A 26,924-nucleotide genomic window follows, 5' to 3' on the forward strand; every position below is an offset into this window, starting at 1 on the left:
ATCATGCCGGTATTATTAGTTAAGGGACATAAGGAAGTGCTTGAACCACTGTCTAAATCTCCAGCCATAAGCTTTGGGACTGCTCAAAAATTTTTTCTAAGGGGAGCTGGTGCCGCCAGTTATATAGTGAAAAAACCTCGGTATCGTACTCTCATCGGTATTTTTAAAGATTCTTTTCCAAGCGAGTTAACCCGCTATAAAGAATGGACTTATCTCGATTTTGAGAGCCAGCAGCCAAATCTGACAATCTTGGACAAAACAAAACTTGAACCCTATGTCCGTCACCTCAAGGACTTAGCTGTTGAAGCAGCTTTCGGTGAGGTTGTTTATATGAAAATTCTCCGAGCCTTGTTCCCAAACAGTATGGAAGTCCCCGATAATTATTTGCACATCGATCCGGTAACCGGTGAACCGTGGATAATTTCCCGTTTGATTCCTGATTTCAACGAGTTTATTGAGAAAAAATTAACCTTATTTCTGGGTGGCTCTATGAAATCTGCTGCGGAATGGGATGAGCGAGCAAAACCAAGTCGAGCTAATTTAAATTTCAGCAATAACGAACTTTACTTACTAGGCAAACTTTATTGCACTGCACTGATAACTCATGATTGGGATGTCGTAAATAATATCATGTTATCCAATTCGGGTTGCCTGGGTGATTCTTTAACAGCAAAAAAAGTTGTGGTAGTCGATGGAGGCAATAAATTTCACTTTGGTTTTGGTGGGCTTACCTGTGCTGAATCAGCTAGCGAAAACCCCCAATTTAATTTCGGTGCTAAAACTATTCCTGCGCACAGGGGCTTTAATTTTACCCTTCCCTTTGACATCGAAGTTTTTTTAACCTTACCCAGGCAACTTATTGGTGATCTGTTTGCTCTTGATAATGAATTTTTCATGCTAGGCGTAACCGACATGCTCAGGGAAGCAAAAGCCTCACTGGAAGCTAATTCTTCTTGCATCCAGGAAGCCGTGAATCTGGCTTATGAGCAGATTAGCGAAGATTCTGATAAGACGACCAAAGAGCGTTTAACTAATAGAGAGTCGACCCTTTTAAACCATAGTTATTATCGCGGCGGCAGGCGATCTGGCTATATCTTGGAAAAAATTCTTATTGGGCGTATAAACTCTTTGGATAATTTGCTAAAGCACTTATCAGAAGGATATTCTGTAGAATCACTTAATCAGGAAACGTTGGAGTGCTATCAATCAGCACAGCGCTTTTCTTAACTATCATTCATTATAAAAATACATATTATATAAACTTAGAAAAGTACCATCCTGTTCCATTTGCTGTAATTGTTGATTGATTCTTTGAATCAGAATCATATTTTTTGGAAGAGCAACCATCGCAACACCCGCACCTAAAAGAAACGTTTCTCCGAGAGTTTGAAATTGATTATCCCCATTCACTACCCAGTAATTTGCTGCGGATCGGTGCAGGAAAGCTGCTGCAATAGAACCATCTGTCAATGCATTGATGAGGTAGTCCATATCGCGATATTCTTTAATATCAAACTGCTCTGTCCCGGTGCACAAATAATCATAAAAAACATTATTTTGAGCCTTATCAACTAATATAACACCAACCGATTTACCATTTAGATCATTTATCGAGTGAATACCACTTCCTTTTAGTATTAAAAATTGAGCTTTACTAATCATGTAAGGCAAACTGTAAACATAAGGCCCCTGCCGGTTTTTAGGAATAGGTACTCCAGCAATAGCAATATCAATGTCGCCCCGGTCTAACGCAGGATAAAGCTCATCAAAACTCATAGGTACTAATTGACAATCCTCCTGCAAGTCTCTGCATAGTATGTGTATCAGATCAATATCAAACCCTTCCTCGGTGGATATTACGTAGGGTGGGTAGAAATACACTGTACCCACTTTAACATTGGCATAAATAACAATGGGTACCACTGCAAGGCAAAGAAATAGTATCACTCTTAGGAGCCGCATTTTCATCACCATCCGTTGTGCGTTTTCTGGATAAGCCATTTTTTGCGCTTAGTTATACTATAGCCCAAATAAGCGACTTCCCGGTTCTAGCGAGTAATCTAAATGAACTCATTTATATTAAGCACAGACTTCTTTGTTGAGTGATCTTTTTTCTTGTAGAAAATGATTAATTGATAATTGCAGTTCTTCTTGTAATGAGTAAGGGGGAACCCAATTAAGTAAGGTTTTTGCCTTGGTAAAATCTATTTCAATGTTATATAGCAGTTGGTCTGCCAATCGAGATAACCCTATTATTTTAAGCATTAGTTCTAACAGTTTGTGTGGAATCGGAATTAAATAATTTTTTTTATCCATGGCCCGACCAATTTGATTAATTAAGGCCGTTGTTGATATAGCTTCACTATCTGCGACAAGAAAAATCTCATTTTTTGCCTTTTCTGCCCAAACACACAAAATAATAAAATCAACGAGGTTATTGATACCTATAAAATGACGTTTATTTTTTATAGCCCCTAACGGTAAGGGTAATTTCTTATACACTAATGAAAATAGCTTTTTAAAATTACCTTTCACTCCCGGACCATACACCAAAGGTGGTCTTATTATGACTAATTCTATCTTATCGGAAAGTTCCTTTAATGCTTCTTCAGCCCTTAATTTCGAAAGCCCATAAGGTGTGATTGGCAATAATGCTGTTTTTTCAGTAAAGGGAATATATTGTTTCATATTACCGAAAACACTCATGCTGCTTAGAAATATAAAACGACGAACTCCGTATATAGCCGCCTTATTAGCCAAATTCATGGTTGTATCATAATTGGCTTTCATGAACTGCTGCTGAGAGTTCTCAATGTTTTTTTGAGGGTGGGTTTGCGCGCCACAATGGATAACTGCATCAATCCCATCAAATAATTTACCCCACAGATCATTATCTATGACTGTCTGTATACAATAAACATCCAGATCAGCAGACACTTCCGTTTTTAAAATTGCTGCGGACTTTGTTGAATGAGTTAGAATGCGAATTGGCTGATTTTTTTTTAAAAATGAGCAAACCAAGGCTCGACCAACAAAACCATTAGCCCCAGTAACTAGTATTGTATCTTTGCTCATAATGATAATCCCTTTTTAACACTTTGATTTCATTAGCATTAATTTATCTCGCAGACTCAGCCAGCCTTGCGTCTAAAAAAATCCCTACAGGGGAAAATAGAACTCATTCCAATTATTGCTGATCTCTCATAATAGTATTGTCATTATGAAACGGGCTTGATTATACCGTAGAGCGATAAAAAGGATAGAGATCTGAAAATTAAAATTTTTCTGTCCCAGATGCTGATCAGGCCGCACACTGGTTGCTCATATCAGGGCGATTAATAGACTGCCCATAATTGATAGGAAGACGAATTTTGCTCCATATTAAAAATAAAACAAACCAAAGATAAATAGCAAAAGAATTAGAAAAACCAAATGGCGGAGATACGAAGCTGATAAATATCGAATAACTCCAAAACACGTAACTCAGCGCTGTTAACAAATTAGGATTGCGGTAAAAATTTCGCCATGACCTTCCGGCCACAACGCCCCATATCAAGGCAGCTAAAAAGCTAAAATAGCCAAGATCAATGAACAATGCCCCCCAGGCGCCAACAAAAAAGCCATAAATATTGGCATTCAGGAGAATTTGGTAACCAGGCTTTAAAAAATCATCTCCCCCTGGTGCAGCACGTAATGCAGCAGCAAGAATGTCAATATGGTAGCCCCCATATAAAAACTTGATATCATGCATTGAATCTAATAGCCGCTCTATCATAGAGAGATTCTGAATGAAATAAAAAACAGAGCTCACAACGGCTTGTGGAAGTTCTGGTTTATTTAAAGATTTGCTTATTTCTATAAGACCTTCTGTTGGCTCTACACCCCAAACCCTTGCTGCGTGGGACATAAAAGCGGCTGTGTCCAAACCTGTTTTTTGTGAGCGTACTGTCCATAGAATGCTGCTATAGGCGACAAACGCTACGAACAACACAGCAATACCATAACGAATCGATAACGATTTAGGCAAGAAACTTTTACCTAAATACTTTCTTGTATAAAATGCAATCCCTGTAAATAGAAGTAAAACAAGAATAGGGCTTCTACCACCGGCTAAAATGGCAACACCCAAGATGGTAAAAACAAAGCCAATCATCAGCAATTTAGTGATGCGCGACATATTTTCATAATAAAGTATGCCGCTCACTAAACCTACGAAACCTGCTGGATAACATAAAAACGCTCCAGCTGAAGCAAGACTGCTATGAACCTCTTCTACACCAAGTAAGCTTTGAGCACGCAAAAGTCGCAAACTGTATATAGAAGCAAGACTAAACTCGGTCAGCTCGGCAAATTTACTATAAATACTAACTAAACCACCTAGCATACCAATTAGTAAAACGGTATTTATTCGCCGTTGTAACCGCCTGGAAATCGAGCTGTCCACTGTAGAAAGGTGAGGAGAGTTGCTTTTACCCGGCAAAAGATGTGTGTAAAACAGGGAGCCAAGAACAAACAGTAAAATATGAGCGGTCAAAAACATAACCCCTCCCAGAGTGGGGGCTGGCGTTAGAATGACAGGCGCTAAAAAATAAGTAAGAAAAATTAACAACCAAAAGGAAATCATCAATACAGCTGGATGAATAAATCGTCTCATACTGACTCGGCTCTCACATTGGCATCCATGATAATTCTCCCCTTAGATGTTCTGACTATAAAATTCATCAGCGATTTAACCTACCACACAAGTCAGCACTATCCTTTCTTTCTCCAATACCATACCGCCACGATGAATTCCCTTAGAATCAAAAATTACAGCATGACCTTTACTTGCCATTATCTTCCACTCCGCAGCCAAAATTTGTTGTGCCGCTTCAGACTCTGTTTGCAGATCATTTCCAAAAGCACATTTTTTTCGCAGGGAAGCAGGTAGGGCAGAAAACAACTGACGCGCTTTAGGATCCGTGGAAGAAAAACCAGAGGTATCGTTGATTTCCTGTATCATATTGGCGAATCTGCCAGGCCGATTGCGATGGGAGCCCAACGTAAAAGAGAACGGTCCATTCTCCGAATCCACATCACTTAGATAGAGTATTACTTTCACATCTCCTCCTGACGCATCGCGATGGCAATAAGCTGTTGAGGGTTTGTCAATCACTAAATCAGGAAAGAAACGCTGCCAAAAATCATCGCTGCTATCATTAATTTGTGGATTGATATCCACTACACTCACTGGGCGTCCGAGGTATTTTTCAATACCCGGCAGAATACCGCTTGCAGTCAATGCAGCGTCAACTGCGTGAAATAAATCTTTATTGACCGAACGCAGCGCCGTACTACGTGACTCAATGAACTCACGGCTCCCTTCTTTCCTTTGGCCACGAATCTGGCGTAATTTTTCCAGTAAAGGCAAGGCTAAAACATCAATTTTGTCGAACTGGTAGGAATTAATATCAACGACACAGATACCTTGTTTATCGAGACTAGCGGCAATCTGCTCACCTGCCTTGCTAACCGGTTTAGTCTGTCTAGGCAAAAATTTATACCCAATATTCAAGGCGATCTTTTTTAACGTCACAATAAAATCAGAGAGCGTTTTTGGATTACGTAGGTCAGCAGGGATCAATTCGTATGAGATCACTCGTTTTATTGCAACAATTAAAAAATACTTCCCAAAAATAAGCAACGAATGAAGTTTACTGCGAAAATCAGCTGTCTTAATGAAATCAGCATAGGCCAAATGAGTTTCATAATTTATTCTATCAGGTATTTTTTTACTCGTATTGCTAGTAAAATTAGCCTTGCCGTGTGGTGGGGAAACGAGATTTTGAGCATCGTTTTCTATAATTCCCTCTAGATTCTGATTCATATAAATCCCCATGATATCAATTGTAACGAAGGCGTGGTTTCGCTTGTCTGTTGCATTGAAACAGCGCGATTTTACCGAGATCTTGAATAAAAATACACCTTTATAAAGAAAAAATTAAACATTTAAACCAATAAGCAAGCGTATAATTGACTCACTTTATCTGAAAAAAAAGCATTCTAAAAAAACTGGTTGTGCTTATTTTTAGCTTAGATAACACAAGATTTCTTATCTTTCACATTCAAAAAAACAAGAGAATTATCCCCCTAAAAGCTTGATGAAAACGCCCCCAAATTCAACCTATCATCACGCAACGCTCATTCCTGCAATTGTTTTTTCTGTAATTGCTGCGGAATCAAATTAAATATACTGATAATTAGCGCAGAAAAAGCAGCAATAATATGCATTCCAAGTGCACAAGATAAACCAACAGCGACAGTCCCCCACATTGTAATCGCAGTAATCATCCCCATAAGACGCTGCTCATTGCGAAAAATAATGCTGCCACCAATAAAACCAATTCCCGTTACTAAACCTGTTATACCGGACATGAAATAGGGATTATTCAAGGAAAGAGAACCGTGAAGCATGGCTGCACCAAAGACAGCAGAACTGCTCGCAATGGCCGCATACATTAAAGGGCCAATCCCTTGTTCACGATGATGAAATAAACCAATCATAGCGCCTAATACAGTAGCGATAACAAGGCGGAAAACGTAGACTAATTCTGTACGAGTATCACCACCACTCATAAGCATAGAATATTCATTTAAATTTGGCTTGGCTTGCAGGGCAAAAAGCAACGAGGGTAAAGAAACTAACAGTAAGATACCCAGCACTTTTTTTATAGTCATATCGGTATTCCTTTACTTTTTACTAAAATCCTAAAATCCTAAAATCCGGGTAATATTTTTAATTAACCTATCTCATTTTCATCGCAATTATCGAATTATTATTTTTATAAGTCTATACAATTAATTCCTCTTACCATTACCCTATTGGTTAACTAACCAAGCAAAGGGGTCTCTATGCGAACTTTCAAAATTAGTCCATTGATCTTAGCTTTTTTATTCATGATAACCGCAACTCTCAGCGCATGTAACGCAACAATATCTAATAGTAGCCCTGATACAACAACAGAAGAAGGTTATGGCGGTGGGGGGCGTTGATACCCCACCCTGCCGGCTATTTTTATGTTAAGTTTTCCTTAATAAACCTGCACTACAATCAGCCACTTTGTTTTTTTAAGAATTCCATATGTTTTTATCAACAATTCTTGTTTTTGGTCATAGCGGTTCTGGAAAGACACAATTGCTCACTCAGATGTTGAATGCCGAAGGCTTCCAGGCAAATCACAAGCCGACAGAGGATATTCGCTACCACGTTGGTAATCGAGGACAAACAAAACTACAGTTCTGGGATTGTTCTGGAAACCCTAGATATACCGATGCAATTGCCGCTATATACTACCCTCAAACCCAGATTGCTCTCTATTGTGTCGACTTATCAAGTGCGATTAGCGAAGCACAAATCAGACAAGATATTGAACGATTTCGGGAAGCGAATCCCCTTGCAACTATCATTCTCGTGGGGACTAAAGTTGAGCAAGCCCAAGCAGAATCTCAAGGCCACTTTGATCGCCTTGAGATAGCTGGTGTGAAAGCTCGCCTTAAAACCTCTGCCGCCACAGGTCTAGGCTTAAATACACTTGAAAAGCTGCTTCTCTTCCTCTCTTTAAACTCACTCCTGGCTTTCACCCATATTTATAAGATCGGCTCAGTGTGGCAAGAAGCAACCCATAATTTATTGCTATCTATCTATGGGTTACCTGATTATCAGCGCGAGGCAATACGAGATGAATTAAATATCCTTACTGACGCTATCCATCATCAAGCTGCTGAACATCACGCAGAAGCAATTACAAGATTCACCCGGAATTGCTGCACAATATTGGAAGGTAATCATCCCTACATTATGCATGCTGTTTTTAGTGTTGGCGCAGCCGCTATAGTCACTATCCTGGCTATTACAGTTGGTTTCGGTGTTGGTTTTACGGCTGGCCTATGGACAGGACCCGGTGCTTTTATTACGGCAGTTATGGCAAGTGAAACAGCAGCAGGGGCTGTTCTGGCAACAAGCAGCTCTCTCGGTTTAATTCGAGGTGGCCTAACTGCCCATGGTTTATTTAAAGAATTTAAACAAATCAGAGAATCACAGGAAATGGGCGCCTTAAATAATTTTGTGACTACATCAAGGGATTACACACCCGCTCTAAAAGACTAAATAAAATTGCTTCACAAAACTCCTTATCAAATTCCTTTTAATGCTATTATCTCGCTAGCAATGCTAGGGGGATAATTGTAATTCCATGGCTGACAGGGAGATAGCATGTTCAGTATTTATGATATAAAACCAACGTTTCAAGCTCTGCTGCGGCCCTTAGTTAATCAAATTCATATCAAGGGATTTACTGCGAATCAAGTTACTGTTTTTACTTTTATTTTTTCAATTCTTTATGCCTTGCTTTTAGCAATTTTTATTGAATCTTCCTGGCTGTTAATCCTTTTCCCTATCGTTTTATTTTTGCGTATGGCACTTAATGCCATTGATGGCTTACTTGCCAAAGAACATCATCAAAAAACCCCTTTGGGAGCAATTTTAAATGAGTTGACCGATATGGCTGCTGATGCAGCACTCTATCTTCCCTTCGCACTTTATCCCGGGATAAACCATTTTCTAATTATTGCTATTGTTATATTGGCCCTGCTTAGCGAAGCAGCTGGTTTAAGTGGTTTACTGGTTGGTGGTTCAAGACGCTATGATGGTCCAATGGGCAAAAGTGATCGCGCTTTTATTTTTAGTTTACTGGCAATTTGGCTGGCCTTATTTGATTTCTCGACATGGCTTAACTGGTTCTTATTGATAATCTGTTTCCTAATCCTATTAACCATTGTGAATCGTGTACGCCAAATCTTGCAGGAAGTAGAGGCCACACATGGCACTTAATTGGACAAATCTCATTGCATTCGCCGCGCTGATTTTCATCTTGTGCATAGCCAATACCATTATTTATTGTGTTAAAACCCGTATTGATGAAAAAAATTATGTTGAACTAACCAGCCGTATGCAATCCTGGTGGGTCATGGTCTTACTACTAATTGCCGCACTTAGTATCAATGCCATGTCAATGATTGTATTTTTTATGTTAGTCAGCTATCTCGCGTTGAAAGAGTATTTTACAATCATTCCCACTCGTCGTGTGGATAGGCGAGTGATCTTTATCGCCTATTTATCTATCCCTTGCCAATATTTATGGGTCGCTATTCAATGGTATGGCATGTTTGTCATTTTTGTTCCTATTTATATGTTTCTAATAATCCCTATGCGCATGGTGATGCTGCAAAAGACAGAGGGCTTTTTAAAAGCCTCGGGTACCTTACATTGGGGGCTCATGCTTACCGTCTATTGTATTAGTCATATTGCTTACCTTGGAGTACTTCCTGCCGGTAATGATTGGCATAATGAGGGGATCAGCCTAATTATTTTTTTAATTTTTTTAACGCAGTTTAATGATGTCAGCCAATATGTTTGGGGTAAGTTGTTCGGCCACAAGAAAATTATTCCTGAAATAAGCCCCAATAAAACGACAGCAGGTTTTTTGGGCGGAGTAATAACGACTTCTTTGCTAGCAATTCTGTTAAGCCCCCTTTTAACACCGTTTACCTGGGTAAGCGGCTTATTTTCCGGCTTATTAATTGCCATTAGCGGTTTTATTGGGGATCTTACCATGTCTGCAGTCAAACGAGATTTAGGCATCAAGGATACTGGAAAATTATTACCCGGGCATGGGGGCATTTTAGATCGCTTAGACAGTATTATTTTTACTGCCCCCCTCTTTTTTCATTTTGCGAGGTATTTTTATTACTGATGAATAATTTACTACGTTTCCTTTTCTTTCAATTTTTTGTCAGACCAATCATTGGTATTTTGCTTGGCTTAAATGTTCGCCATCGTGAGCGTTTGCCCATTAAAGGCCCTGCCATTCTGGTAGCCAACCACAATAGTCATTTAGATACCATGGTCTTGATGACCTTATTTTCATGGAGATTACAAAAAAATATCTACCCTGTGGCTGCTGCTGATTATTTTTTGAAAAATAAGCTCCTCGCCTGGTTTTCACAACATATCATCGGTATTATTCCTATTCAAAGGAAAACTAAAGCTGGTAAAAATCCCTTTGCCTTGATTCAAACTGCGCTGGACAATGATAAAATTATTATTTTTTATCCCGAAGGCTCACGAGGCGAGCCGGAAAAAATGAGCGAAATCAAAAGAGGCATCGCCCATCTGGCTAAAAATAATCCTACTGTCCCTATTTACCCCATCTTCATGTATGGCTTGGGCAAAGCGCTCCCTAAAGATGAATCATTGCTTGTTCCCTTTGTGATTGATGTGGTCATTGGCACCCCAGTACTATGGCCCGGGGATGCAACAGAACTATTAGGTACAATTAAATCCCACTTTGAAAAACAAAAGCAGGAATTAGTCATTAATGAATGGAATTAAATAGATACTACTCTTACCAGCAGTCACACCGTAATTTTATACAACATAACTTAAAATTCTTTGGTTTTTTGAGGTTCATCTAAAGCCTCGACTAGTGCTTGATAACGGGGATAAACGTGACTAAAAGAAGCCATCTTGCCAGGAGCAAAAAAGGAGTTACGACTTGGCTGTCCTTTTTTTAACACTAAACTTACCTCTTCTTCCAAACTAACTTCCGTTTTCAACCAGCCAGATGCATCGTGTACCAGTACAGGAAAAGCAGTAGGCTGAGATGACAACGCTTGATTTAGCTGACGAGTATATACTCGTAATTGAAATTTCATTGGATCCGCTTCACAAGTTTGTACATTATAACGTAGTTTATGCAATGCGTTCGTTTGACTAGGGTGAGCTCCAGGTGTTGCAATTTCTTTAAACTCGTTAAACAAAAAAAACTGCGGAACCCCCTTTACGTAATTGTACATCACGGTTCCTTCATCCGTTTCAAGAACTCTGCTTTTGCCCGAGAATTTAGTCTTGGAAAGCCCTTCCTCATCAAGCAAGCCCAGGATCTTTAAATCAAGCTCCCCCATTCCTCGTTGTTTGACCAAATCGATGGTAAATTCGCCATCCATAAATTCTACTTCCCTACTAATGAAGGATAAATCGGTATCGGCGTCAGCGTGGGTTAAGCTTACATTTCCTTTTTTATCAGCGATGATGACAGCAACACAACCTTGTAGACCCACTGTTGCTGGAAAACCGCTTTGTGCCACAGTTTTTCTGACCGTTTCATTTTGACCAGCAATCAACATTGTTCTTGGTGGGCGCTCTGATGTTTTACTACTATACATTTTTAACCCTTACTCAGTGAATTAATAATATAATAGCATTTTGATTATCAAATAAGCACGTTGGGCGAAAAAGAATACTCGCCTTTGAGGGTGGGCAGAGGAATATCAGCATAAATTCGTAAATCATCAACCGAGCAAGGACTCATTTCTACGGCTTTTAACGTACCATCGGCATCTCGAATCCAGACACCGGTTGCTTTAGCCGCATGGATATCGCTTTGAAAACTCCCTGCGCAATTTATTACAATGGCGGTGTCCTTAGCTACTTTATTAGGGATAGTATAAATCGTGTTTGCCACAATAAGATGTACATCCACCGTTTGACCTGTTCTTCTTTGCTCCGACACTAAAACCCCCTCCTTGTGATCAGCGCAAATTTCAAGGCCAAAGCGAATGTCGTTTTGGGTAAAAAACGGCTCTCCATGCCCAGGGTAAAACATACCTACAAATGGCTCCAAAAGCTCATTTGCCTCTATTCGCTTGCTATAACGTTTGGGTTTATGCGTTCCATCTCCTGAATGGAAGAAAGCAGTACTGGTATTTTTTACCAAGGTCATCCCTGCAATTTCTTGCTGAAAATCCTGCGCTGGTTTGAAATTTCTAAGTTGCCACTTTTTTATTGTGTCAGCATATTTTATCTTTTTCTTCGCATCGGCCAGATCCAGGTTTTTCTCCATATAAGTGGTACCTGGAATAATAATGGCCTTAGGAAAATCATCCACTAACTTTTGTAACCGCTCCCCAGCCTTTTGAAACGCCTGTTTTGAATAAGAAAAATTTTTCTCCGAAGCATCCATATTAAGCAAGGCAAATTCAGGACATAAAAAAACAAGTGTATTGTCTTTTTCAGGATCTCCAGCCATAGCTAATTGGTAAGCCTGCTTAAATTTGGCTTCAATCAATGTCATCTTTTCATCCAGGCTCTTATTAATTAAGTTATCACCTGGGTCCCACATAACAGCAGTGATTGTTTTCATAAATTAAACTCAAGAGCTAGTCTAAGTATAGCCAAACCGAATAATCGGTTGTGTAAAGTACAATTCAACCCAATTAAAAACGACCTATAGAATTGTTATCGTGAACAACTGTATAGCCTTTTTCACCTGTAAAGACTGCTTCAAAAAATTGCCATTCAAACTCTGCCGATTGCGTGAAAGATGAAACAACTCGTTCTTGTTGTAGGGGACACATTATAGGCTCCGTTAATTCTTGCGTAATTTGGGTGATGGTTTTGGTAGCTGATATAAAATTCTCGCTGGAATAAGAGGCCATCCACCTTCGATAAGGATGATCTAAAGCACAGGTAGTAAGATCCATTCGCTTTCCTAGCTCCCTATAGATCATAAAGCAGGGGAGAAAGCTGGCCACTGCTACTTCTATAGGAGCATGTTTCGCGTTATCAAGAAGATAATCGGTATAACTAGCAATAACAGGAATTTTTTTACCAATTGCTTTATGGTTAAAAAAAGTTACTGTTGGTGACTCCGCAAGATACTTAAGATGAAATTTACGCTCTGTTTCCTTAATATAGGCTGACACCCCTCGCAATTGCTTTGCATACACTTGATTAGAACATCGCAGTGATGTTAATCCCAGGGCATAAGAGAGCTCACGTAAATAAAGTTCATCCTGTTCCAGGTAAAGCCTGAAGGTTGTCCTGGGTAGGGAGCCCTCATAGAGTTTTTGATTAAATGGATGGTGGTATATTTTTGGAAAAACAGTAGAGCATCTATGCATTATTCTTGAAAATACCATCGCTTACCTCCTCAAAATAAATCGGAAGAAGTAGCCAATGAGTTAATACAGAGCCCAAAAAACTCAGTTTTATCAATCTCACTCTCCCTCCGCAGGCATTACCCAGTGCAGGTTATAAGGGTCTTTCTCAGCTTTGGCAGGAACCAAAGCACCCCTGGTGAATCATTCATCACGAGTCTAACGAGCCAAGATCAGGCTGTCAATAAACATGCTGGATTAATGAATAGATGGTCATGATGTTAAAAAAATGAATCGAATATTCTTAATTATGGAGTGGCCGTGTAATCCGGCATTAGCCTCCTTTTCAGATCATTGCCCAGGCTAGTCTGCAGGTGGCGTACCGGCGTGTGCGCGCTCTTTTTTATTCAAACTACTCTAAAAATAAAGTAATTACGCTGAGATTTTATCGCTAATAATCATGCTGACAGGTTTTCCCAGCCAGACTTCTATTTTGGCTAGACAGGCTCGAAGATGGTTAGTTTGCATATGCCGATCAAGATGACTTCTACTTTCCCATTCTTCGAAGCAGACAAATTCGCAAGGATTATCTTGCCCCTGGTAGAAATGATATTCAATGCAGCCTGACTCTTGGCGCGTGGGGTTCACCAACGCTAATAATGCTTCTTTTACCTTTGATTCACTGCCATCTTTGGCCGTCACTGTAGCAAACACTGTAATCATCTTCTTAATCCTTTAAATTTAGAATTAATCTTTACTTAATTTCATTGTGATATCATGTTACACAAATGGTGTAAACCAACTTTTATTGAGGCAACGATTATGGCTTTATCACTTGCAGAACAAGGTAAATTGCGCGACGAATATGACTTTTTAAGCCAGTTGGTTATTGAGCAAGAAGAAGACCAGTGGGCAGCAAAAAAAGAAGCTATCATTGCCCTTTGCACCGAAAATGATATTCCGTTATACAATATGGCTGCATTAAATGTTATGAAAGCCAGTGGGCTTTTAAGCCGCTTACTAAAGCTTATGGCACAATACGAAAAGTTAGAAGAAGCCAATGTCGTATGGGATCAGGAATTCCTAACCTGGAAACAGACCTTTGACATAGAGGTAAAAAAAGCAACCTTGGTTTTAGTTACTCTACATGATCAGGCTTATCTAAGCATCGCTGATCAATACCAAAAAAGAGGGGAGGTTTCTGCGCAAACCTTACTCACTATAAAAGATATGACCGACCTCTTGGAAGATCCTGATTTTATTTCTGAGGACGTTTTAGTCTCAGCCCCCTTTTCACTCCTGGAAATGTCTACAGACCAGGAAGAGCAGGTAAAAGCCTTGATAGAGCGAGCTGCCAGAGAAGGAAAGAAAGTATTTTTACCGGTTAACTATGATGGACATTGGTTTTATTTACTAAAAGAAAAAGAAGGCGAGGAAGACGTCTGGTCGATACAAGACGAACAACCTTTTATAGACGATGAAGCAGCACTTTCAATCAGACAAAAAGGAATGCTGAAACACAGCACTGCTTTGCTCGATAAATTGATTGGCAAAGACAATTATAATGAATTATTGGTGTACTCTACTGAAGATCAATTCAATGATTTTGATTGCGGCACTCGGGTAATTAACGCGTACCGAACAATAGCAGATTCCGATTATCTGGAGCATAGCCACGCAGACATCCTGGTCGAACTGCTTGAAAAACAACTTTCGCAAGAACAGTATGAGGCACTTCCCGAATTGCTTTTTAGTGAAGACATAGAACTTAATGAAAAAGTCGATCAGGTTATCGAAGCGACTGTAGCGACTCAAAATTCAGAGCATGAGCAATTTGAGAACTATCAAACACTTGTAAAGAACACCGTTTATGACGTAATCAATAGACAAGGTTTCTTTGCCAACCTGCAAAATAGAATTCCTGTTCAGGATCTTGAAAAAGATCTGGACATCGATCTAACCGATCGAAGCGCAGAAGAGATAGAAGAAATTGACGAGGAATTTGCAGCAGCTCTTCAAGAAGCTGAATGCATAAAAGCAGGCCTTTGATTAAGGACTGACTATAATCTTACCAATTTGTTCATTTGACTCCATATAACGATGCGCTTCTGCAATCTGCTCTAGAGTAAAGGTTCGAGCAATTTGGGGCTCAAACGAGCCATCTTCTAAATGGTCAAAAATATATTTTTCAGCTTTGGCACGAACTTCGGGTAAGCTAACAATTTCAAAGAGGGTATAACCCCGCATTGAAATGCCTTTGTTTAATGCTGTCAAAAGTGGAAATGGAGTCATTGGCTCCATCGACAAATTCCCATAAACAAAAAGGATTCCGCCTGGAGCGATTGTCTCTGCCAGTAGTTCAACACCCTTACCAGCTATAGGATCGAAAACTATCTTCACGCCTTTCCCATTGGTGATTTCTTTGATACGGGCAGGTAGATTCTCGTCGTTTGTGACAATAACATGATCGGCGCCTAAGGCTAATAATTCTGCTTTTTTCTTAGTTGTTCGCGTCGTTACAATACTGATTGCCTTCTGGGCATGTGCAATTTGTATGGCAGCCAGGCCTACACTACTGCTTGCAGCCGTAATCAAAACGAAATCATTCTGGGCAAGTTTCCCATAATGAATTAAAGCCCCATATGCGGTCAGGTACTGCATCCAAATAGAAGCTCCTTCCTCATAGGACAGTTTCTTTGGGTACTTTGCAAGTGAAAAAGTGGGTACTATTGCTACCTCTCCATATACCCCATATTTACCAAGATTAAAACACGGTACCGTACTATATACCTGACCAATCCTCTTTTTATCCCCATGAGGACCAACCGCTTCGACTACACCCGATGCTTCATAACCGATCTTGGAAGGCAAATCGGGTTGTATCAAATAGTTTCCCGTACGAAACATGATCTCAGCGCGGTTTAAACCAATCGCGTGAACACGTAGGCGCACCTCTCCTTCGCCTGGTTCTGGTAGTGGGACCTCTTCTATCTTTAGTACTTCTGGCCCCCCAAGTGCGTGAAAACGGACTATCTTGGCAGATGAATTCGACATGAAATTTCCTTATATTCCTATTGCTTGTTCAGGCGTGTTGACCGGCCTCCAATGCCTAAATGCCTCGGCTAATCTCTTCACTATAATCCGACATAAAAACAACTCTAGTCAAACCCACCTGTTACTTCATGTGGGTATTCAAGCGGCAAACTCGTAAAAATTTTGTCTAAAATTGCTGCTTTGCTGTCAATTAGATGACTATGGTTGGCTACCACATAATTCATACCACTGGCGATAAATCCAAGGTCGGCGAGCTTGTGTGCAAATGCCGTACCCAAGCTGGCCAATGAGTTTAATTCAATACGGTCTACCTTGTTTTGCCAAGTATAATAGATCAGGGCTTTTAATAAAGAATCTGCTATTTCAATGGAATCAGCATAAAGAGGTGACACGCGGTAACATAATGAGTTTTCATCTTTCTTACGACTCTGTTTACAGACTGTTAAAACGCCATAGCCTTTAACAACTCCCTGTTCATAATAGGCAAGAATCATTGCATCAGGACGGGAAACCCAGTGGTGAATGAAATCAAAAAAACCCGCCCCACTTGCACCATTAAATAATGTTTCTGTATAACCATCAATCTCTTGAAATGAGACAATCCTTTTAAGTACTCCATTTTCAATAAGCGGAATAATTGTCGCTAATTGAGCCTTGTTAATTTGTTTGAGCTGAAGAGAATAAAAAATATTGACTAGCGATGTTCTTAGAAAACCTAAGCGCTCATAAAAATTAACTGCGCGAGGTACCGCATGAAAACAAACCAGCATCTCTCTAGAAATAGAAGCTGTAATGGCATTCTGCCATAATAGCGGACCGACAACTCTTTGACCACGGTACTTTTCTTTTACCAAAAAAAAGCCTGCTGAACGCAGCGGCCTTCCTTGTACCCGGCTCAAACTTTCATGTAAGAGTACACAGCCAGCCAACTCATCATCGACGTTAATCGCATAAATTCGATTAAGTGGATAATTAAAATAACAATCTACATCATATGAACTGTATAGCCATCCCTCTTTAGCAGCTTCTTCCAGCATTAAGACAGATAACTCGTCTTCTTTAATTGGGTTAATTGTTAAATTCATCGTTTTCTCTAGTTAACACATGACGACCAGGTCTGTTGACATTTCGCTGGCTTTTCGGCCTAGATAGTGAAAATATAAACAGGCCTAATAAAATTCAGCCAATAGTTTAACAACTAATTCTGTTCTATTCTTAGCATTAAATTTATATTTTAATGAATCAACTCTATCTTCAATAGTACGACAGGAGCGTTCCGTTAATTGTGCTATTTCTTTTACTGTTTTTCCCTGAATAAGCAAATCAGCACAGATTTTATCCTTTGCTGTTAATTTTTTATTATCTGATATCGCTAGGGCTTTTAAAAAGGCGTTTCTCTTTTTATGCTTATTTACAATGAAATTGCTAGGATCAACTGACACACAGGCTTTCTCTTTATCGGGATTAAACACAATTTTATAAGCCCTTGCCAGCTCTCTTTCTTGATTTACTTGCTTATCAAAAAAGGAAATGAAACGCGTAAGTAAATCAAGATTATTAATATAGATTTGATTAATGGATTGATTTAAAAGATGCGTTCCAAAATGATAAAAATCAGTGAATTCAGTTTGACTTTTTATAATAGTAAATATATGTTTGAAATCAAAATCAGCTGCATCTTGCATCATCGCCGCTGTTTTACCATAGCACTCAACCGCATCCCATACTAAATATTGGCCGAAATCAATCGTTTCCGGTTTAATGTTAATGCAGGGATCAGCATCATAATATTTTCTCTTGGCATAATTGATCATGAAATCGGGATGATTACATAATACTGTTAAGCGCTGATCATTATAAACTCTGACATGAGAAAAAGTAGTAATATCAATGGACTCAAGAGGCTTGCATAAATTTTTTAATTCTTCTGTATAAAGCAAGGTAGGATGGCGTTGTAATTCTGCTAATATTTTCCCCATAAAAATACCTTTATTTACTTCATTTTTGGCTAATAACTAAAGTGCTAATTATAATCAACAGCTGACTTACTGAATACCGTATTAATACGGTATTTACTCGGCTAATAGCCTCTCAATAATAATTGGATTTTTACAAGGGGAAATTTCTATCAATCCTTATACCGGCCACTCTCCAAATGAATTTTACGAAAAAATTTGTGGATGACTGGTGAAAGCATAATAACGACGATAGCAATAAAAGCGAGACCGCTGAATAAGGCGTATAAACCAGCAAAGAGTTTGCCTGCGGACGTGGTGAGCGTTGCTGCTGGCCCCATTCCTGACAGAATCATTGAAGCATTGAGGAAGGAATCAATCCAAGACATTTGTTCAAAGACATGATAGCCCAGCATACCAGTAAAGAGGGCCGCGGCGATAAGCATAAGACCGATAGAAGTATTACGAAGCAGGTGCAAATAAATATTTAACGGTGTGTTGTATTCTTGCTGTCTTGCAGACATGACCACTCCTTTTTAATTATCGAGATATATTTCAGAATAGCCTACCCTTGTGCAATCACCTCAAAATCTCAAATCCCTGGCGATCCTCCCAGGGCAAATCTTCTCGCGTGCACTCACTGACGACAGCAAATCGCGGACCCTGCTGCAGCCAGGCGTAAAAGAGTTCTAGTTGGTTTTCATTACCACAAGCAAAAACCTCTACTCGCCCATCACTTAAATTACGTACCCATCCTTTAAGTCCCAACCGGTCAGCCTCATTTTTCGTAGAAGCTCGGAACCACACGCCCTGAACTTTACCAGAAACATAACAATGCATTGCGAACTGTTCCATCATCAATCCCACCTTGTTAATTGAGTGGTAAAAAATTTTATCTTATTTTGCTAATAACAAGAATGAAATCTTTTCAATGCTAACTCTTGTATGTTATTTGTAATTCGTGTGCATTCAAAATGGTATTAAATTTAATTTTTTTTACTTTAGCCGTTAACAGGGCAAATCTATTCAATGTGCTAGTAGGGATTATATGAAATGGATAACATCCACCAACTGACAGCATTAGAAATAATTCGGCATATACAGAAAAAAGCGCTTTCTGCCAAAGAAGTGATGCTAGCGCATTTAGAACAAATCGAAAAAATTAACCCTGTTGTTAATGCCTTAACCCAGCGTTTTACTCCCGAGGAGTGTTTGCAGCAGGCAGTCTATGTCGACAAGGCAATTGCTGCTAAAAAATCATTAAAAAAATTGACAGGTCTCCCCGTTGCAATCAAAGATGCCTTAAAGGTGGACGGCTTAATTTGCTCTTCTGGCAGCCCTGGTTTTTATAAAGCAGGAAAGGCTCAGCAGGATGCAACGCTTGTCGCGCGATTAAAGGCAGAAGGCGCCATTGTTATTGGATTAACCAATGTTCCAGAAATGTGTCGCGGTGGGGATTCAGACAATTTAATCTACGGGCGGACTAATAATCCCTATGATCTGGATAAAACTTGTGGTGGAAGTAGTGGTGGTTCTGCCGCGTTAATTGCTGCAGGCGGTGTACCTTTTGCAATAGGCTCAGATGGTGGAGGCAGTCTTGTCCAACCGGCGCATTGTTGTGGGATTGTTGCCTTAAAACCCACTCATGGACATCTCCCATCCACAGGTACTGTCGGAGGAGATTCGCCAGGCCTCATTGGTTCTATGCTCACATATGGTCCAATGGCTCGTTCCGTCAATGATCTCCGCTTGGGTTTGTCAGTGCTTGCAGGTCCTGATCAGTTTGACCCTTATACAGTACCTGTCCCGATTGAACCAGCACCCCCACTAAAAAAACTGCGGGTTGCCTATTTCACCGAAAATGGTTTTACTCCCGTCGAACAGGAAATACAACAGGTTGTTAAAGCGGCCGCTTTAGCCTTGCAGGATGAGGTTGCTATCGTTGTTGAAGAACGCCCGGACTGTGTCAGTCAATCATTTGCGCTGCATTGGAATCTTTTTCTTGGCGGGGATCAGGGAGCAGGATTTAAGCAAATGTTACATCAACTGGGTATTGAAACCCTTTCCTGGGAACTAAGAGAATTTCTCCGCCAGGCAGAAAACTGTCAATTTTCAATGACTCAACTCTACCATCGCATGAGAGAAATTGACTTATTTCGTAGCGAACTTTTTTCTTTCATGAACAAGTATGATGTATTAATCAGTCCAGTGTTTCCGAAAGTAGCCAAACCACATGGTATCGGGATCAAAGAAATCAGCGATTTCTCCTATGCGATGACCCATAATCTGAGCCGATGCCCAACGGTCAGCCTACGATGCGGCACATCAGCTACGGGATTACCCATTGGAATCCAAATCGCTGCAAATCGGTGGAAAGATACGACTGCTCTGGCAGTTGCCGAGCGACTTGAAGAATTATTGGGTGGCTATAAACCGCCTATTATTCTTAATACGCAATTTTGAAAATTAGCAGGATGATTGATTTCCGGATTTATTAGAAGGCAGAATTGCCAATTAAATTTGAAAGCCGTGACCTGCATGCTGTGCGTAAGCACGGCATGCAGGTGAGCCAAGGTAGATCAGCAACAATGACAAACTGCGCCCCGTCAGACTCAACCAGGCAATTTAGCTATTTGCACCTCTCGATGCAAAACTCATAACAGCCTTTGCCTCATCCAAATCATCTACATTAAGTTCTGCAGGTTGGGGAAGATCTTCATTAGACCATATTGCCTGCGAGATTTTGTTGATAATGTGTTGTAACAATTCTCTTATAGTCCTGGGGTCAATTATTTTGGCAGCCTGACTATTTGGACAATCGATCGTTAAATCCTGCACATGAATGCCTTTGGTGGTAAAGCTCATTTCACAATGAATGTGTGCATGATAGGAAGTAGACGTCGTATTTTTTTTGCTCCCTACCATTACTGTTGGATAAGTATGATCGGCGATAATAGAAACACCACCGTTAATTGGTACAATGTTTACCTTAGATACTTCATTAGGGAATTTAATCTGTGTATTTTTCTTTAATTGCGCATTCACCAAACAATGGTGACTAGCAAAAAGAAGTCCGCCTTGATGAAAATGGGACAAAGCATGATTAGACAACATCTCTCTTTCTGCTGGCATTGCTTTTGAGAACAATTCCGTCTCAAAAAAAGCACGCAATTCTTCCAGAGTCTGAAACTCCCCCTTTCCCTGTCTTAAATCAGCTAAGGTCCTTCCATTGATTAAAATTTGAGTACCGTCGCCAGCTCGAAGTTCTCGGTTCCAGTCACTCAGAGTAGATTCTAATGATGCGTAACCGCCGCCCTGTTCCTTATTGCCATAAAAGAATCGTTGGGTAGCGCGATATTGCCAAAAATTTGCCATTGTAAACCTCTTAAAAATCAAATTGCATTATATAAGATCTAATGCGCCATTAACAACCTTTTTGAATAATATTTATTCTAAACTGTACCCATTAAGTGTTGGCTATTTCTATCAGCCTTAATAGTGGCAAGTAATTCACCACCTATATTGGAAGCAATAGAAGTCCCCGGAGTATCCAACAGATTTCTGTCGCCAATAGACTCTTGCCCAGTAAGAAGCGCCGTTATTTGCTGATTATTGATAACTTCGGCTACGTCGAGAGGTGTTCCCATTTCTGGCGCCAGTACATTCTTATCTGCCCCCAATTCAAGAAGCAACTTACAAAGTTCTGTTTGCTCATTAATAATTAACAGGTGTAGCGCGGTTAGGCCGTCCTTATTTGCCCAATTAACATTAATCCCCTCGTAGGAAAGTAAATAATGAACGATGTGCCAATGCTTATTGTAACAAGCAAGTAGTAATAAGGTGGTTCCATCGTTGGTTTGCTGATTAATATCCCGTTGACCAGTGCTCAATAACGCCTTAACAATGTCAATATGGCCATTTTCACAGGCAACATAGGCCGGATCAAAACCCTTCGATACGGAGGTTTGACCAGGGTTGGCCCCCAAGGAAAGTAAGTGTTTTACCTTGTCGAGATTCCCATAAAAGGCTTCCATATAGAGTAACCCAACCCCATCTGCATTAATCATTTGGGCCCTCACTTCATCCATATCGCCTAAATTACCCAGACAACACTTAAAACTAGAAAGAAAAGTCGTAGTAAAAATCGCAGATGGGCCAATTAGCTTAATCTTCATTAAACTGGTTTCCTCATCATTAAAGCAAGCAAACACTGCTTCAGTAAGCTCTTCCCGAGTATACTCTAGATAATAGTCGTTAGTTTCTTCTTCAAAATCATTGATATCTGTTAACTGCCAAAGTCCTGTAGACGTGTTATAACAAAGAAAAATGTCATGATCATGCGATTCTATGCAAAAACAAATTTGCGGAGAGTCTTTAGCGAACTGTTGCAAATTGGAGAATAGTCTTTCTGCTTCCCTTTTCTGCATAACAAGATTTTCCTCCTGACTTCTTAAACCGCCTTTTTCTTGTGTTTGATGCGTAAATACCAACTTCTCTTGGTGATATTCCTGATACCTAAACGAAGATTGGAAAACCTGAAACTGCAGTGAGTTGATTTTCGCAATAGACACTAAAAAATTATAAATTGAAAGCAATTTCTTATCGCCATCTTTACCTTTGCCCAGACCGACTCGTAACCGAGCTTCATTAATATGGGCGGCAAGACTTGTCATCGCCTCATAACGGCCAATCCTGTCTAACAGGCTACTCCATGCATCGTGTTGATCACTCAGGTAAGCCATTGCTAAAACAGCATCAAAGCCCAGACAGGGGCCGACACCAAAATCTATTTCTAATTCAGCAGCCAAGGAAACTAATTTTGTGATCGAAAACGCCATTACACGATTGCCAGTTAAAAAAAATTCTGATTATACTTAGCAAACATTAACCAAATATTAACCATGAAGAGTTATTCCTTTGCATCAGGCTACTTTATTTTCGGCGTTGACTTACTTTAGACGAGGGAGCTGTGTTCCAATTACAACACTAAAAATCAAGCAATTGAGCTAGCACTCTATTGGAGCATTGATTACCATGGTTCGGATCCACCGACTGCAGGTTGTACCCCAGCAGCCTGAAATGATGATTCAATGAGCCATTTACTTTGGAAAAACCACTTATTCGCTAAGATTAGATTAAAGGACTCTTATTATGCGTGGGAATAAAACAGATAAAGCAGTGGATAATACCCCCCATAGTGAAAAGAGGAAGCAAAAAGATGCTTTCTTTACTCCAGAAGCGGAGAGCTCACCTGGCAAAATAAATATCTTCGTTTTGCTGGCTGAAATTAATCTATTATTTGCTCAATTCCTTGCTGAAAAAGATAACCCTGTTTATCAAGAAGGGGTTACTAAATTGAACCTTTTTCTTAAAACACTTGAGCCTATCCTGAAAGCTAATGCCATGGCAATTCACTATGTATTGGGGGCTCAAGGATATTATCTTAAAGCAATCTGCTGCCTGATTGAAGCAAGCGAAAAAAAAGATAAGCAAAGGTATTGTGATAAAGGGAAACAATATCTTGAAAAAGCCATTGGCTATGGCCTCGAAAAAGACAAGGAAGTAGCGATTTTCAGTGAGTTTTCCAAGACACTTAAAAAATATCAGACTGACTTAGATAAAACGGTTGTTTGTTATAATAATAAAGTCGCAGAACAAGAAGAAAAACGAAAAAACAAACAACCTGTGCTGCGAGATAAATCATTGCGGGTCGCAGTATGTGAAGATCGCTTTTTTGTTAGCTTAACAAAACATTGTACAGTAGGCTCTGTCACACTCAATAACGAGATTCACAGAACAGCAATAGAAATGATGAGAGAAGCGCTCACTGCCTGTAAACCACTAACGCCAGAGATAATCCCAACATCGAAACTGACAATAACAACCCGCTGACACCTTGATAGCAACGGGTGCAATCATACTCAAGCTTCAGACCATTGGCCTTGGGGGTTAACTCCTTTTTTGCTTTTCCAACCAACTCTCAATTTGCGTTCTCAATAAAGGTAAACTGACGACACCATTTTTTAACACTTGATTGTGAAATTGGCGTATATCAAAACGACTTCCCAATTGTTCTTTGGCTAATTGACGCAAACTTTCTATTTCATATTTCCCCAGCATATAAGCAGTAGCCTGCCCTGGCATCATAATATAGCGATCAACCTCGCCCTCAATAATGTTTTCGCTGAGTGCTGTATGCTGTTTTAAATAAGCCACTGCTTTTGCTCGACTCCAATGAAAGGCATGTATGCCTGTATCAACCACGAGGCGTGCTGCTCTTAGGGTTTCATTCGACAACATTCCCAAACGAGAAATATCATCCTGATATAACTGCATTTCATCAGCCAGGCGTTCGACATACAACGCCCAACCCTCACCAAAACCAGCATTAAACAAATACCGGTTTAGCGTAGGTATCGTTTTGTTTTCATAAAGCAGGGCTATTTGAAAATGATGACCTGGTATTAATTCATGAAACAGAGTTGCCTCTTGATCGATACGACTACGTTTTTCAGGCTCATAGGTATTAATATAAAAAACACCGGGCTCCGTACCTTCTTCATTAGGCGGATGGTATTCACCAGAAGCACCTGTTTTTGCTCGATGTGCAGGATAAGGTCGCAGAATACCTTCCGTTTTTGGCCTAAGGTCAAACCAATTAGACACTTTCGCTTTGGCCCGTTCCAACGCGGCAACGTTATAATCCAAGATATCTTGTTCCGTAGAAAAATAATTCTCCGACTCTTCTTTTGCACGCTGAAAAATTACGGTCATATTGTCAGTACCATATTTTTTCATACCAATTTCACCAACCTCTCCGGATAGTTTTTGTATTGCTTGCAAACCCAATGCATGAATTTCATCAGGCGACAGCCCCAGGGTAGTTTCTTGTTTGATTTTAGCTGGGTAGCATGCCGAGCCTGCTGGTAATGCCATAACACCTATTTCATGTCTGGCTTTAGGCAGATAGTCCTTCTCCAGATAATCCACATATTTTTTAATAGCAGGATTTATAACTGTTTGAATTAAAAGGGTAACTTGCGTTTTAAACGCTTCATCACCATCCCGCCGAGCAAAATCAAAATAAGGGGATGCGTCAATGGGACTATTCAGTACTATTTTAAGTTGTGCTAGTACTCTCGTTACAGCAGGCTTTGGCGCAGTGTAGCCAAGACTCAATCCCAATTTTAAATTGTCGATTTGATTATCGACCACTTTATCAAAAGTCTGCCAGCGGGTAAGAGCAAATTGGCGATATTCCGGGGTTCCAACGGGTTGTTTCTCAGCTACAATAGCCATTTTATTATGCCAACCAAAACTTGGATTAATATCCCAAAGCTCTTCTCTACAAATTCGACTTGCTTTTCTCGCTTCCAGTGTCTCTTTTAGAAGGAGATAAGTTAGGTATTGCGATGACCCCTGCAATGCCTTTTCATCTATTCTATAAAGAGCTAATAAGAAATCGTCTTCTTTTTGCATCCATTGGTTGTAAGCCTCTATAGACGCATCCATAAAACGATCTTGTGCTACATTGGTTTTTCCCCAGAAGAGGCCTAATTCCGGTGAATAATCGAATAAGCTCTTTTCATAATCGTCTGCTAGATCGACAAATTGCTGCGACATCTTTTTCCTCTCGGTGGGTGAATTGGAGTAACCCATTGATTTTAAAAACAATAACGAAACAAGTAGACAGAATGACACACGTAGAAAGTTTCTTTTTAGAGACATCTAAACTAATCTCCGTTAATCAGAAATAGATCGATCCTACCGGTTCCCAATTCTTAAGCCAAATAAATTTTTATGACTCGCCCTTATTGATGTAAATTGGGACGAAACAAACGATTTGTTCTTTTGCAATTTAAATTGTTTTCCAAATATACTAATTCAACCTTTATCTTCTATAACGACGACCACTATGAGCCATGCACAAGATTATGTTGATGCCTTAAGAGCTGGTTGTTATTTCAAAGCTCTGGAGTTGGCTGCCTTTGTTAGCCAAAAATATCAGTCAATGAAAAAAGAGCTCATCGGTGCCGATGAACTGGTACCATTGGGAATTTATGAATTAAGCCAAACAGATATTAATAAGAATGACATTCCAGCCATTAATTTTATATACAATTACCTGCAATACCACCGCTATCTTGTAAATGGTGAAAAGGGCTACACCCTAATGACCTTTCTATCTTTAGCCAGTCTTGTTTTGGCGGTTAAAGAAGATGAGGAACTGGAAGAAGTTACTGCAGCAACGACCATTGATAATGCCGAACAACTGAAATTTTTTCTTCAAGATGACTCTGTTTTTTCCAGATTAATAACAAGAAATGCTGATCACTCCAGAAAATGGATAGACATTATAAGCCAATCTTTGGCTGAAGTAGACTTGGCTAAAGAGATAGAAACAATGAGTAACCAGCGTTTTGCTAATTTAGAAAAAGAGCTTGAGCAACTAGGCCAACAACTTGCGAAAGAAAAAGTTCATTTTTTCTGCCCCTTGATACAACGAAGAAAACAAGCCCAAATGGTCAAAGAAGCTCTTGCCGCTTTTAGAGATCATTTACAAGACAAACTTGAAAAAGAAGGAGTCCTCTTCTCCTCCGCGGGGGAAATGGTATTACTCATCGAACCAACCACCAAACAGCAAAAATTAATGAATCGCTACCAAATTATTGCCGTTCTGGAGGAGCAAATGAAAGATAAGACTGTTTTTAGCTATGGTGACAAGCAGGTGATCGTTAAAGCCATGGAAATTTGCTATTACAATTCACCCTGCTGGCAGGAAAGAGTTTTTTTTCAAAAAGCTACCGATGTTTTCAGTGGTGGTCTAAAACCACTTTACCGCAGCCTATTTTCCCAGGAAAAACTCTATAAACAGAGCATAGAGGCATTAATAGCGCTCGATGAAGAAGGCGCAGGCATGTTAACACCAAATTAATAGAG

General features: G+C 39.8%; 26 protein-coding genes and 1 riboswitch. Of the genes, 9 read left to right on the top strand and 17 right to left on the bottom strand.

All coding sequences use genetic code 11. The features are described from left to right. The first annotated feature begins 3 nt into the window (after positions 1–3). Positions 4–1,227 (top strand): hypothetical protein, encoded by a 1,224-nt coding sequence (locus ACN4Z1_RS00105; protein WP_228363722.1) that lies wholly within the window; start codon positions 4–6, stop codon positions 1,225–1,227. A 3-nt stretch (positions 1,228–1,230) separates the two neighbouring features. Here the strand turns inward: ACN4Z1_RS00105 and ACN4Z1_RS00110 are convergent, their stop codons facing one another. The 5 genes from ACN4Z1_RS00110 to ACN4Z1_RS00130 all read right to left on the bottom strand — a co-directional run bounded on the left by ACN4Z1_RS00110 (position 1,231) and on the right by ACN4Z1_RS00130 (position 6,717). Further along, a complete protein-coding gene (locus ACN4Z1_RS00110; RefSeq protein WP_228363721.1) occupies positions 1,231–2,001 on the bottom strand; it encodes a transporter substrate-binding domain-containing protein in 771 nt (256 codons plus the stop codon). Positions 2,002–2,079: 78 nt separating this feature from the next. Next, positions 2,080–3,075: an NAD-dependent epimerase/dehydratase family protein gene (locus tag ACN4Z1_RS00115; RefSeq protein WP_228363720.1), complete on the bottom strand. Its 996-nt coding sequence runs from the start codon at positions 3,073–3,075 to the stop codon at positions 2,080–2,082. 226 nt (positions 3,076–3,301) lie between these two features. Further along, positions 3,302–4,654, bottom strand: a complete 1,353-nt coding sequence (locus ACN4Z1_RS00120) for an oligosaccharide repeat unit polymerase (RefSeq protein ID WP_228363719.1) — start codon at positions 4,652–4,654, stop codon at positions 3,302–3,304. Positions 4,655–4,729: 75 nt separating this feature from the next. Continuing rightward, the gene (locus ACN4Z1_RS00125; RefSeq protein ID WP_419387031.1) at positions 4,730–5,866 is read right to left on the bottom strand and encodes a hypothetical protein; all 1,137 of its coding nucleotides are present in this window, start codon (positions 5,864–5,866) and stop codon (positions 4,730–4,732) included. 314 nt (positions 5,867–6,180) lie between these two features. Next, on the bottom strand, positions 6,181–6,717 hold the full coding sequence (locus ACN4Z1_RS00130) for an MgtC/SapB family protein (protein WP_228363717.1): 537 nt from the start codon (positions 6,715–6,717) through the stop codon (positions 6,181–6,183). Between the two features lie 403 nt (positions 6,718–7,120). Here ACN4Z1_RS00130 and ACN4Z1_RS00135 point away from each other — a divergent pair, with 403 nt between their 5' ends. The 4 genes from ACN4Z1_RS00135 to ACN4Z1_RS00150 all read left to right on the top strand — a co-directional run bounded on the left by ACN4Z1_RS00135 (position 7,121) and on the right by ACN4Z1_RS00150 (position 10,429). Further along, a complete protein-coding gene (locus tag ACN4Z1_RS00135; RefSeq protein ID WP_228363715.1) occupies positions 7,121–8,146 on the top strand; it encodes a GTPase domain-containing protein in 1,026 nt (341 codons plus the stop codon). A gap of 105 nt (positions 8,147–8,251) precedes the next feature. After that, the gene (locus tag ACN4Z1_RS00140; protein WP_228363714.1) at positions 8,252–8,869 is read left to right on the top strand and encodes a CDP-alcohol phosphatidyltransferase family protein; all 618 of its coding nucleotides are present in this window, start codon (positions 8,252–8,254) and stop codon (positions 8,867–8,869) included. Then, positions 8,859–9,791, top strand: coding sequence for a phosphatidate cytidylyltransferase (locus tag ACN4Z1_RS00145; protein ID WP_228363713.1), 933 nt, complete (start codon positions 8,859–8,861; stop codon positions 9,789–9,791). The genes ACN4Z1_RS00140 and ACN4Z1_RS00145 overlap by 11 nt, the downstream gene beginning before the upstream one ends. Beyond that, positions 9,791–10,429, top strand: a complete 639-nt coding sequence (locus ACN4Z1_RS00150) for a lysophospholipid acyltransferase family protein (RefSeq protein ID WP_228363712.1) — start codon at positions 9,791–9,793, stop codon at positions 10,427–10,429. Before ACN4Z1_RS00145 ends, ACN4Z1_RS00150 begins: the two co-directional genes overlap by 1 nt. Before the next feature lie 50 nt (positions 10,430–10,479). On the opposite strand, the gene ACN4Z1_RS00155 is transcribed toward ACN4Z1_RS00150, so the two are convergent. The 4 genes from ACN4Z1_RS00155 to ACN4Z1_RS00170 all read right to left on the bottom strand — a co-directional run bounded on the left by ACN4Z1_RS00155 (position 10,480) and on the right by ACN4Z1_RS00170 (position 13,698). Further along, positions 10,480–11,262, bottom strand: a complete 783-nt coding sequence (locus ACN4Z1_RS00155) for a hypothetical protein (RefSeq protein ID WP_228363711.1) — start codon at positions 11,260–11,262, stop codon at positions 10,480–10,482. A gap of 47 nt (positions 11,263–11,309) precedes the next feature. Next, positions 11,310–12,239 (bottom strand): hypothetical protein, encoded by a 930-nt coding sequence (locus ACN4Z1_RS00160; RefSeq protein ID WP_228363710.1) that lies wholly within the window; start codon positions 12,237–12,239, stop codon positions 11,310–11,312. A 73-nt stretch (positions 12,240–12,312) separates the two neighbouring features. After that, positions 12,313–13,017 (bottom strand): TenA family protein, encoded by a 705-nt coding sequence (locus tag ACN4Z1_RS00165; RefSeq protein ID WP_419388337.1) that lies wholly within the window; start codon positions 13,015–13,017, stop codon positions 12,313–12,315. 66 nt (positions 13,018–13,083) lie between these two features. Next, a riboswitch (TPP riboswitch) is annotated at positions 13,084–13,183 on the bottom strand. 224 nt (positions 13,184–13,407) lie between these two features. Beyond that, complete coding sequence (locus ACN4Z1_RS00170; RefSeq protein ID WP_228363708.1) at positions 13,408–13,698, bottom strand: putative quinol monooxygenase; 291 nt, start codon at positions 13,696–13,698, stop codon at positions 13,408–13,410. 54 nt (positions 13,699–13,752) lie between these two features. Between ACN4Z1_RS00170 and ACN4Z1_RS00175 the strand changes: the two genes are divergently transcribed. After that, positions 13,753–15,024 (top strand): hypothetical protein, encoded by a 1,272-nt coding sequence (locus ACN4Z1_RS00175; protein ID WP_228363707.1) that lies wholly within the window; start codon positions 13,753–13,755, stop codon positions 15,022–15,024. Here the strand turns inward: ACN4Z1_RS00175 and ACN4Z1_RS00180 are convergent, their stop codons facing one another. The 5 genes from ACN4Z1_RS00180 to ACN4Z1_RS00200 all read right to left on the bottom strand — a co-directional run bounded on the left by ACN4Z1_RS00180 (position 15,025) and on the right by ACN4Z1_RS00200 (position 18,842). Further along, positions 15,025–16,029 (bottom strand): zinc-dependent alcohol dehydrogenase family protein, encoded by a 1,005-nt coding sequence (locus ACN4Z1_RS00180; RefSeq protein ID WP_228363706.1) that lies wholly within the window; start codon positions 16,027–16,029, stop codon positions 15,025–15,027. 104 nt (positions 16,030–16,133) lie between these two features. Next, on the bottom strand, positions 16,134–17,114 hold the full coding sequence (locus ACN4Z1_RS00185; protein ID WP_228363705.1) for a GNAT family N-acetyltransferase: 981 nt from the start codon (positions 17,112–17,114) through the stop codon (positions 16,134–16,136). An 84-nt stretch (positions 17,115–17,198) separates the two neighbouring features. Beyond that, on the bottom strand, positions 17,199–18,008 hold the full coding sequence (locus ACN4Z1_RS00190) for a helix-turn-helix transcriptional regulator (RefSeq protein WP_228363704.1): 810 nt from the start codon (positions 18,006–18,008) through the stop codon (positions 17,199–17,201). Positions 18,009–18,157: 149 nt separating this feature from the next. Continuing rightward, entirely contained in the window at positions 18,158–18,508 is a 351-nt protein-coding gene (locus ACN4Z1_RS00195; RefSeq protein WP_115220188.1) for a hypothetical protein, read from the bottom strand. Positions 18,509–18,563: 55 nt separating this feature from the next. Further along, complete coding sequence (locus tag ACN4Z1_RS00200; protein WP_181879297.1) at positions 18,564–18,842, bottom strand: acylphosphatase; 279 nt, start codon at positions 18,840–18,842, stop codon at positions 18,564–18,566. Positions 18,843–19,037: 195 nt separating this feature from the next. Here ACN4Z1_RS00200 and ACN4Z1_RS00205 point away from each other — a divergent pair, with 195 nt between their 5' ends. Next, positions 19,038–20,447 carry an amidase gene (locus tag ACN4Z1_RS00205; protein ID WP_228363703.1) on the top strand — a complete coding sequence of 470 codons (1,410 nt, stop codon included), beginning with the start codon at positions 19,038–19,040 and terminating at the stop codon, positions 20,445–20,447. A 162-nt stretch (positions 20,448–20,609) separates the two neighbouring features. On the opposite strand, the gene ACN4Z1_RS00210 is transcribed toward ACN4Z1_RS00205, so the two are convergent. Together ACN4Z1_RS00210 and ACN4Z1_RS00215 are read right to left on the bottom strand one after the other, a co-directional pair. Then, positions 20,610–21,359: a hypothetical protein gene (locus ACN4Z1_RS00210; RefSeq protein WP_228363702.1), complete on the bottom strand. Its 750-nt coding sequence runs from the start codon at positions 21,357–21,359 to the stop codon at positions 20,610–20,612. Positions 21,360–21,436: 77 nt separating this feature from the next. Continuing rightward, positions 21,437–22,822: an ankyrin repeat domain-containing protein gene (locus ACN4Z1_RS00215; RefSeq protein ID WP_228363701.1), complete on the bottom strand. Its 1,386-nt coding sequence runs from the start codon at positions 22,820–22,822 to the stop codon at positions 21,437–21,439. A gap of 313 nt (positions 22,823–23,135) precedes the next feature. Between ACN4Z1_RS00215 and ACN4Z1_RS00220 the strand changes: the two genes are divergently transcribed. Next, entirely contained in the window at positions 23,136–23,876 is a 741-nt protein-coding gene (locus ACN4Z1_RS00220) for a hypothetical protein (RefSeq protein WP_228363700.1), read from the top strand. Between the two features lie 57 nt (positions 23,877–23,933). Here the strand turns inward: ACN4Z1_RS00220 and ACN4Z1_RS00225 are convergent, their stop codons facing one another. Continuing rightward, a complete protein-coding gene (locus tag ACN4Z1_RS00225) occupies positions 23,934–25,607 on the bottom strand; it encodes a DUF885 domain-containing protein (RefSeq protein WP_228363699.1) in 1,674 nt (557 codons plus the stop codon). Positions 25,608–25,899: 292 nt separating this feature from the next. On the opposite strand from ACN4Z1_RS00225, the gene ACN4Z1_RS00230 reads away from it, so the two are divergent. Further along, complete coding sequence (locus ACN4Z1_RS00230; protein WP_228363698.1) at positions 25,900–26,919, top strand: hypothetical protein; 1,020 nt, start codon at positions 25,900–25,902, stop codon at positions 26,917–26,919. Positions 26,920–26,924: the final 5 nt, after the last annotated feature.

This window comes from Legionella sp. ST3F1 (genome assembly GCF_048553315.1).
Classification (GTDB): Bacteria; Pseudomonadota; Gammaproteobacteria; order Legionellales; family Legionellaceae; genus Tatlockia; species Tatlockia donaldsonii.

Excerpts from the sequence above, each read along its gene's own strand:
- ACN4Z1_RS00105 (WP_228363722.1), top strand. The coding sequence starts at position 4 with ATGCCGGTATTATTAGTTAAGGGACATAAGGAAGTGCTTGAACCACTG.
- ACN4Z1_RS00110 (WP_228363721.1), bottom strand. The coding sequence starts at position 2,001 with ATGGCTTATCCAGAAAACGCACAACGGATGGTGATGAAAATGCGGCTC.
- ACN4Z1_RS00115 (WP_228363720.1), bottom strand. The coding sequence starts at position 3,075 with ATGAGCAAAGATACAATACTAGTTACTGGGGCTAATGGTTTTGTTGGT.
- ACN4Z1_RS00120 (WP_228363719.1), bottom strand. The coding sequence starts at position 4,654 with ATGAGACGATTTATTCATCCAGCTGTATTGATGATTTCCTTTTGGTTG.
- ACN4Z1_RS00125 (WP_419387031.1), bottom strand. The coding sequence starts at position 5,866 with ATGAATCAGAATCTAGAGGGAATTATAGAAAACGATGCTCAAAATCTC.
- ACN4Z1_RS00130 (WP_228363717.1), bottom strand. The coding sequence starts at position 6,717 with ATGACTATAAAAAAAGTGCTGGGTATCTTACTGTTAGTTTCTTTACCC.
- ACN4Z1_RS00135 (WP_228363715.1), top strand. The coding sequence starts at position 7,121 with ATGTTTTTATCAACAATTCTTGTTTTTGGTCATAGCGGTTCTGGAAAG.
- ACN4Z1_RS00140 (WP_228363714.1), top strand. The coding sequence starts at position 8,252 with ATGTTCAGTATTTATGATATAAAACCAACGTTTCAAGCTCTGCTGCGG.
- ACN4Z1_RS00145 (WP_228363713.1), top strand. The coding sequence starts at position 8,859 with ATGGCACTTAATTGGACAAATCTCATTGCATTCGCCGCGCTGATTTTC.
- ACN4Z1_RS00150 (WP_228363712.1), top strand. The coding sequence starts at position 9,791 with ATGAATAATTTACTACGTTTCCTTTTCTTTCAATTTTTTGTCAGACCA.
- ACN4Z1_RS00155 (WP_228363711.1), bottom strand. The coding sequence starts at position 11,262 with ATGTATAGTAGTAAAACATCAGAGCGCCCACCAAGAACAATGTTGATT.
- ACN4Z1_RS00160 (WP_228363710.1), bottom strand. The coding sequence starts at position 12,239 with ATGAAAACAATCACTGCTGTTATGTGGGACCCAGGTGATAACTTAATT.
- ACN4Z1_RS00165 (WP_419388337.1), bottom strand. The coding sequence starts at position 13,017 with ATGGTATTTTCAAGAATAATGCATAGATGCTCTACTGTTTTTCCAAAA.
- ACN4Z1_RS00170 (WP_228363708.1), bottom strand. The coding sequence starts at position 13,698 with ATGATTACAGTGTTTGCTACAGTGACGGCCAAAGATGGCAGTGAATCA.
- ACN4Z1_RS00175 (WP_228363707.1), top strand. The coding sequence starts at position 13,753 with ATGTTACACAAATGGTGTAAACCAACTTTTATTGAGGCAACGATTATG.
- ACN4Z1_RS00180 (WP_228363706.1), bottom strand. The coding sequence starts at position 16,029 with ATGTCGAATTCATCTGCCAAGATAGTCCGTTTTCACGCACTTGGGGGG.
- ACN4Z1_RS00185 (WP_228363705.1), bottom strand. The coding sequence starts at position 17,114 with ATGAATTTAACAATTAACCCAATTAAAGAAGACGAGTTATCTGTCTTA.
- ACN4Z1_RS00190 (WP_228363704.1), bottom strand. The coding sequence starts at position 18,008 with ATGGGGAAAATATTAGCAGAATTACAACGCCATCCTACCTTGCTTTAT.
- ACN4Z1_RS00195 (WP_115220188.1), bottom strand. The coding sequence starts at position 18,508 with ATGTCTGCAAGACAGCAAGAATACAACACACCGTTAAATATTTATTTG.
- ACN4Z1_RS00200 (WP_181879297.1), bottom strand. The coding sequence starts at position 18,842 with ATGATGGAACAGTTCGCAATGCATTGTTATGTTTCTGGTAAAGTTCAG.
- ACN4Z1_RS00205 (WP_228363703.1), top strand. The coding sequence starts at position 19,038 with ATGGATAACATCCACCAACTGACAGCATTAGAAATAATTCGGCATATA.
- ACN4Z1_RS00210 (WP_228363702.1), bottom strand. The coding sequence starts at position 21,359 with ATGGCAAATTTTTGGCAATATCGCGCTACCCAACGATTCTTTTATGGC.
- ACN4Z1_RS00215 (WP_228363701.1), bottom strand. The coding sequence starts at position 22,822 with ATGGCGTTTTCGATCACAAAATTAGTTTCCTTGGCTGCTGAATTAGAA.
- ACN4Z1_RS00220 (WP_228363700.1), top strand. The coding sequence starts at position 23,136 with ATGCGTGGGAATAAAACAGATAAAGCAGTGGATAATACCCCCCATAGT.
- ACN4Z1_RS00225 (WP_228363699.1), bottom strand. The coding sequence starts at position 25,607 with ATGTCGCAGCAATTTGTCGATCTAGCAGACGATTATGAAAAGAGCTTA.
- ACN4Z1_RS00230 (WP_228363698.1), top strand. The coding sequence starts at position 25,900 with ATGAGCCATGCACAAGATTATGTTGATGCCTTAAGAGCTGGTTGTTAT.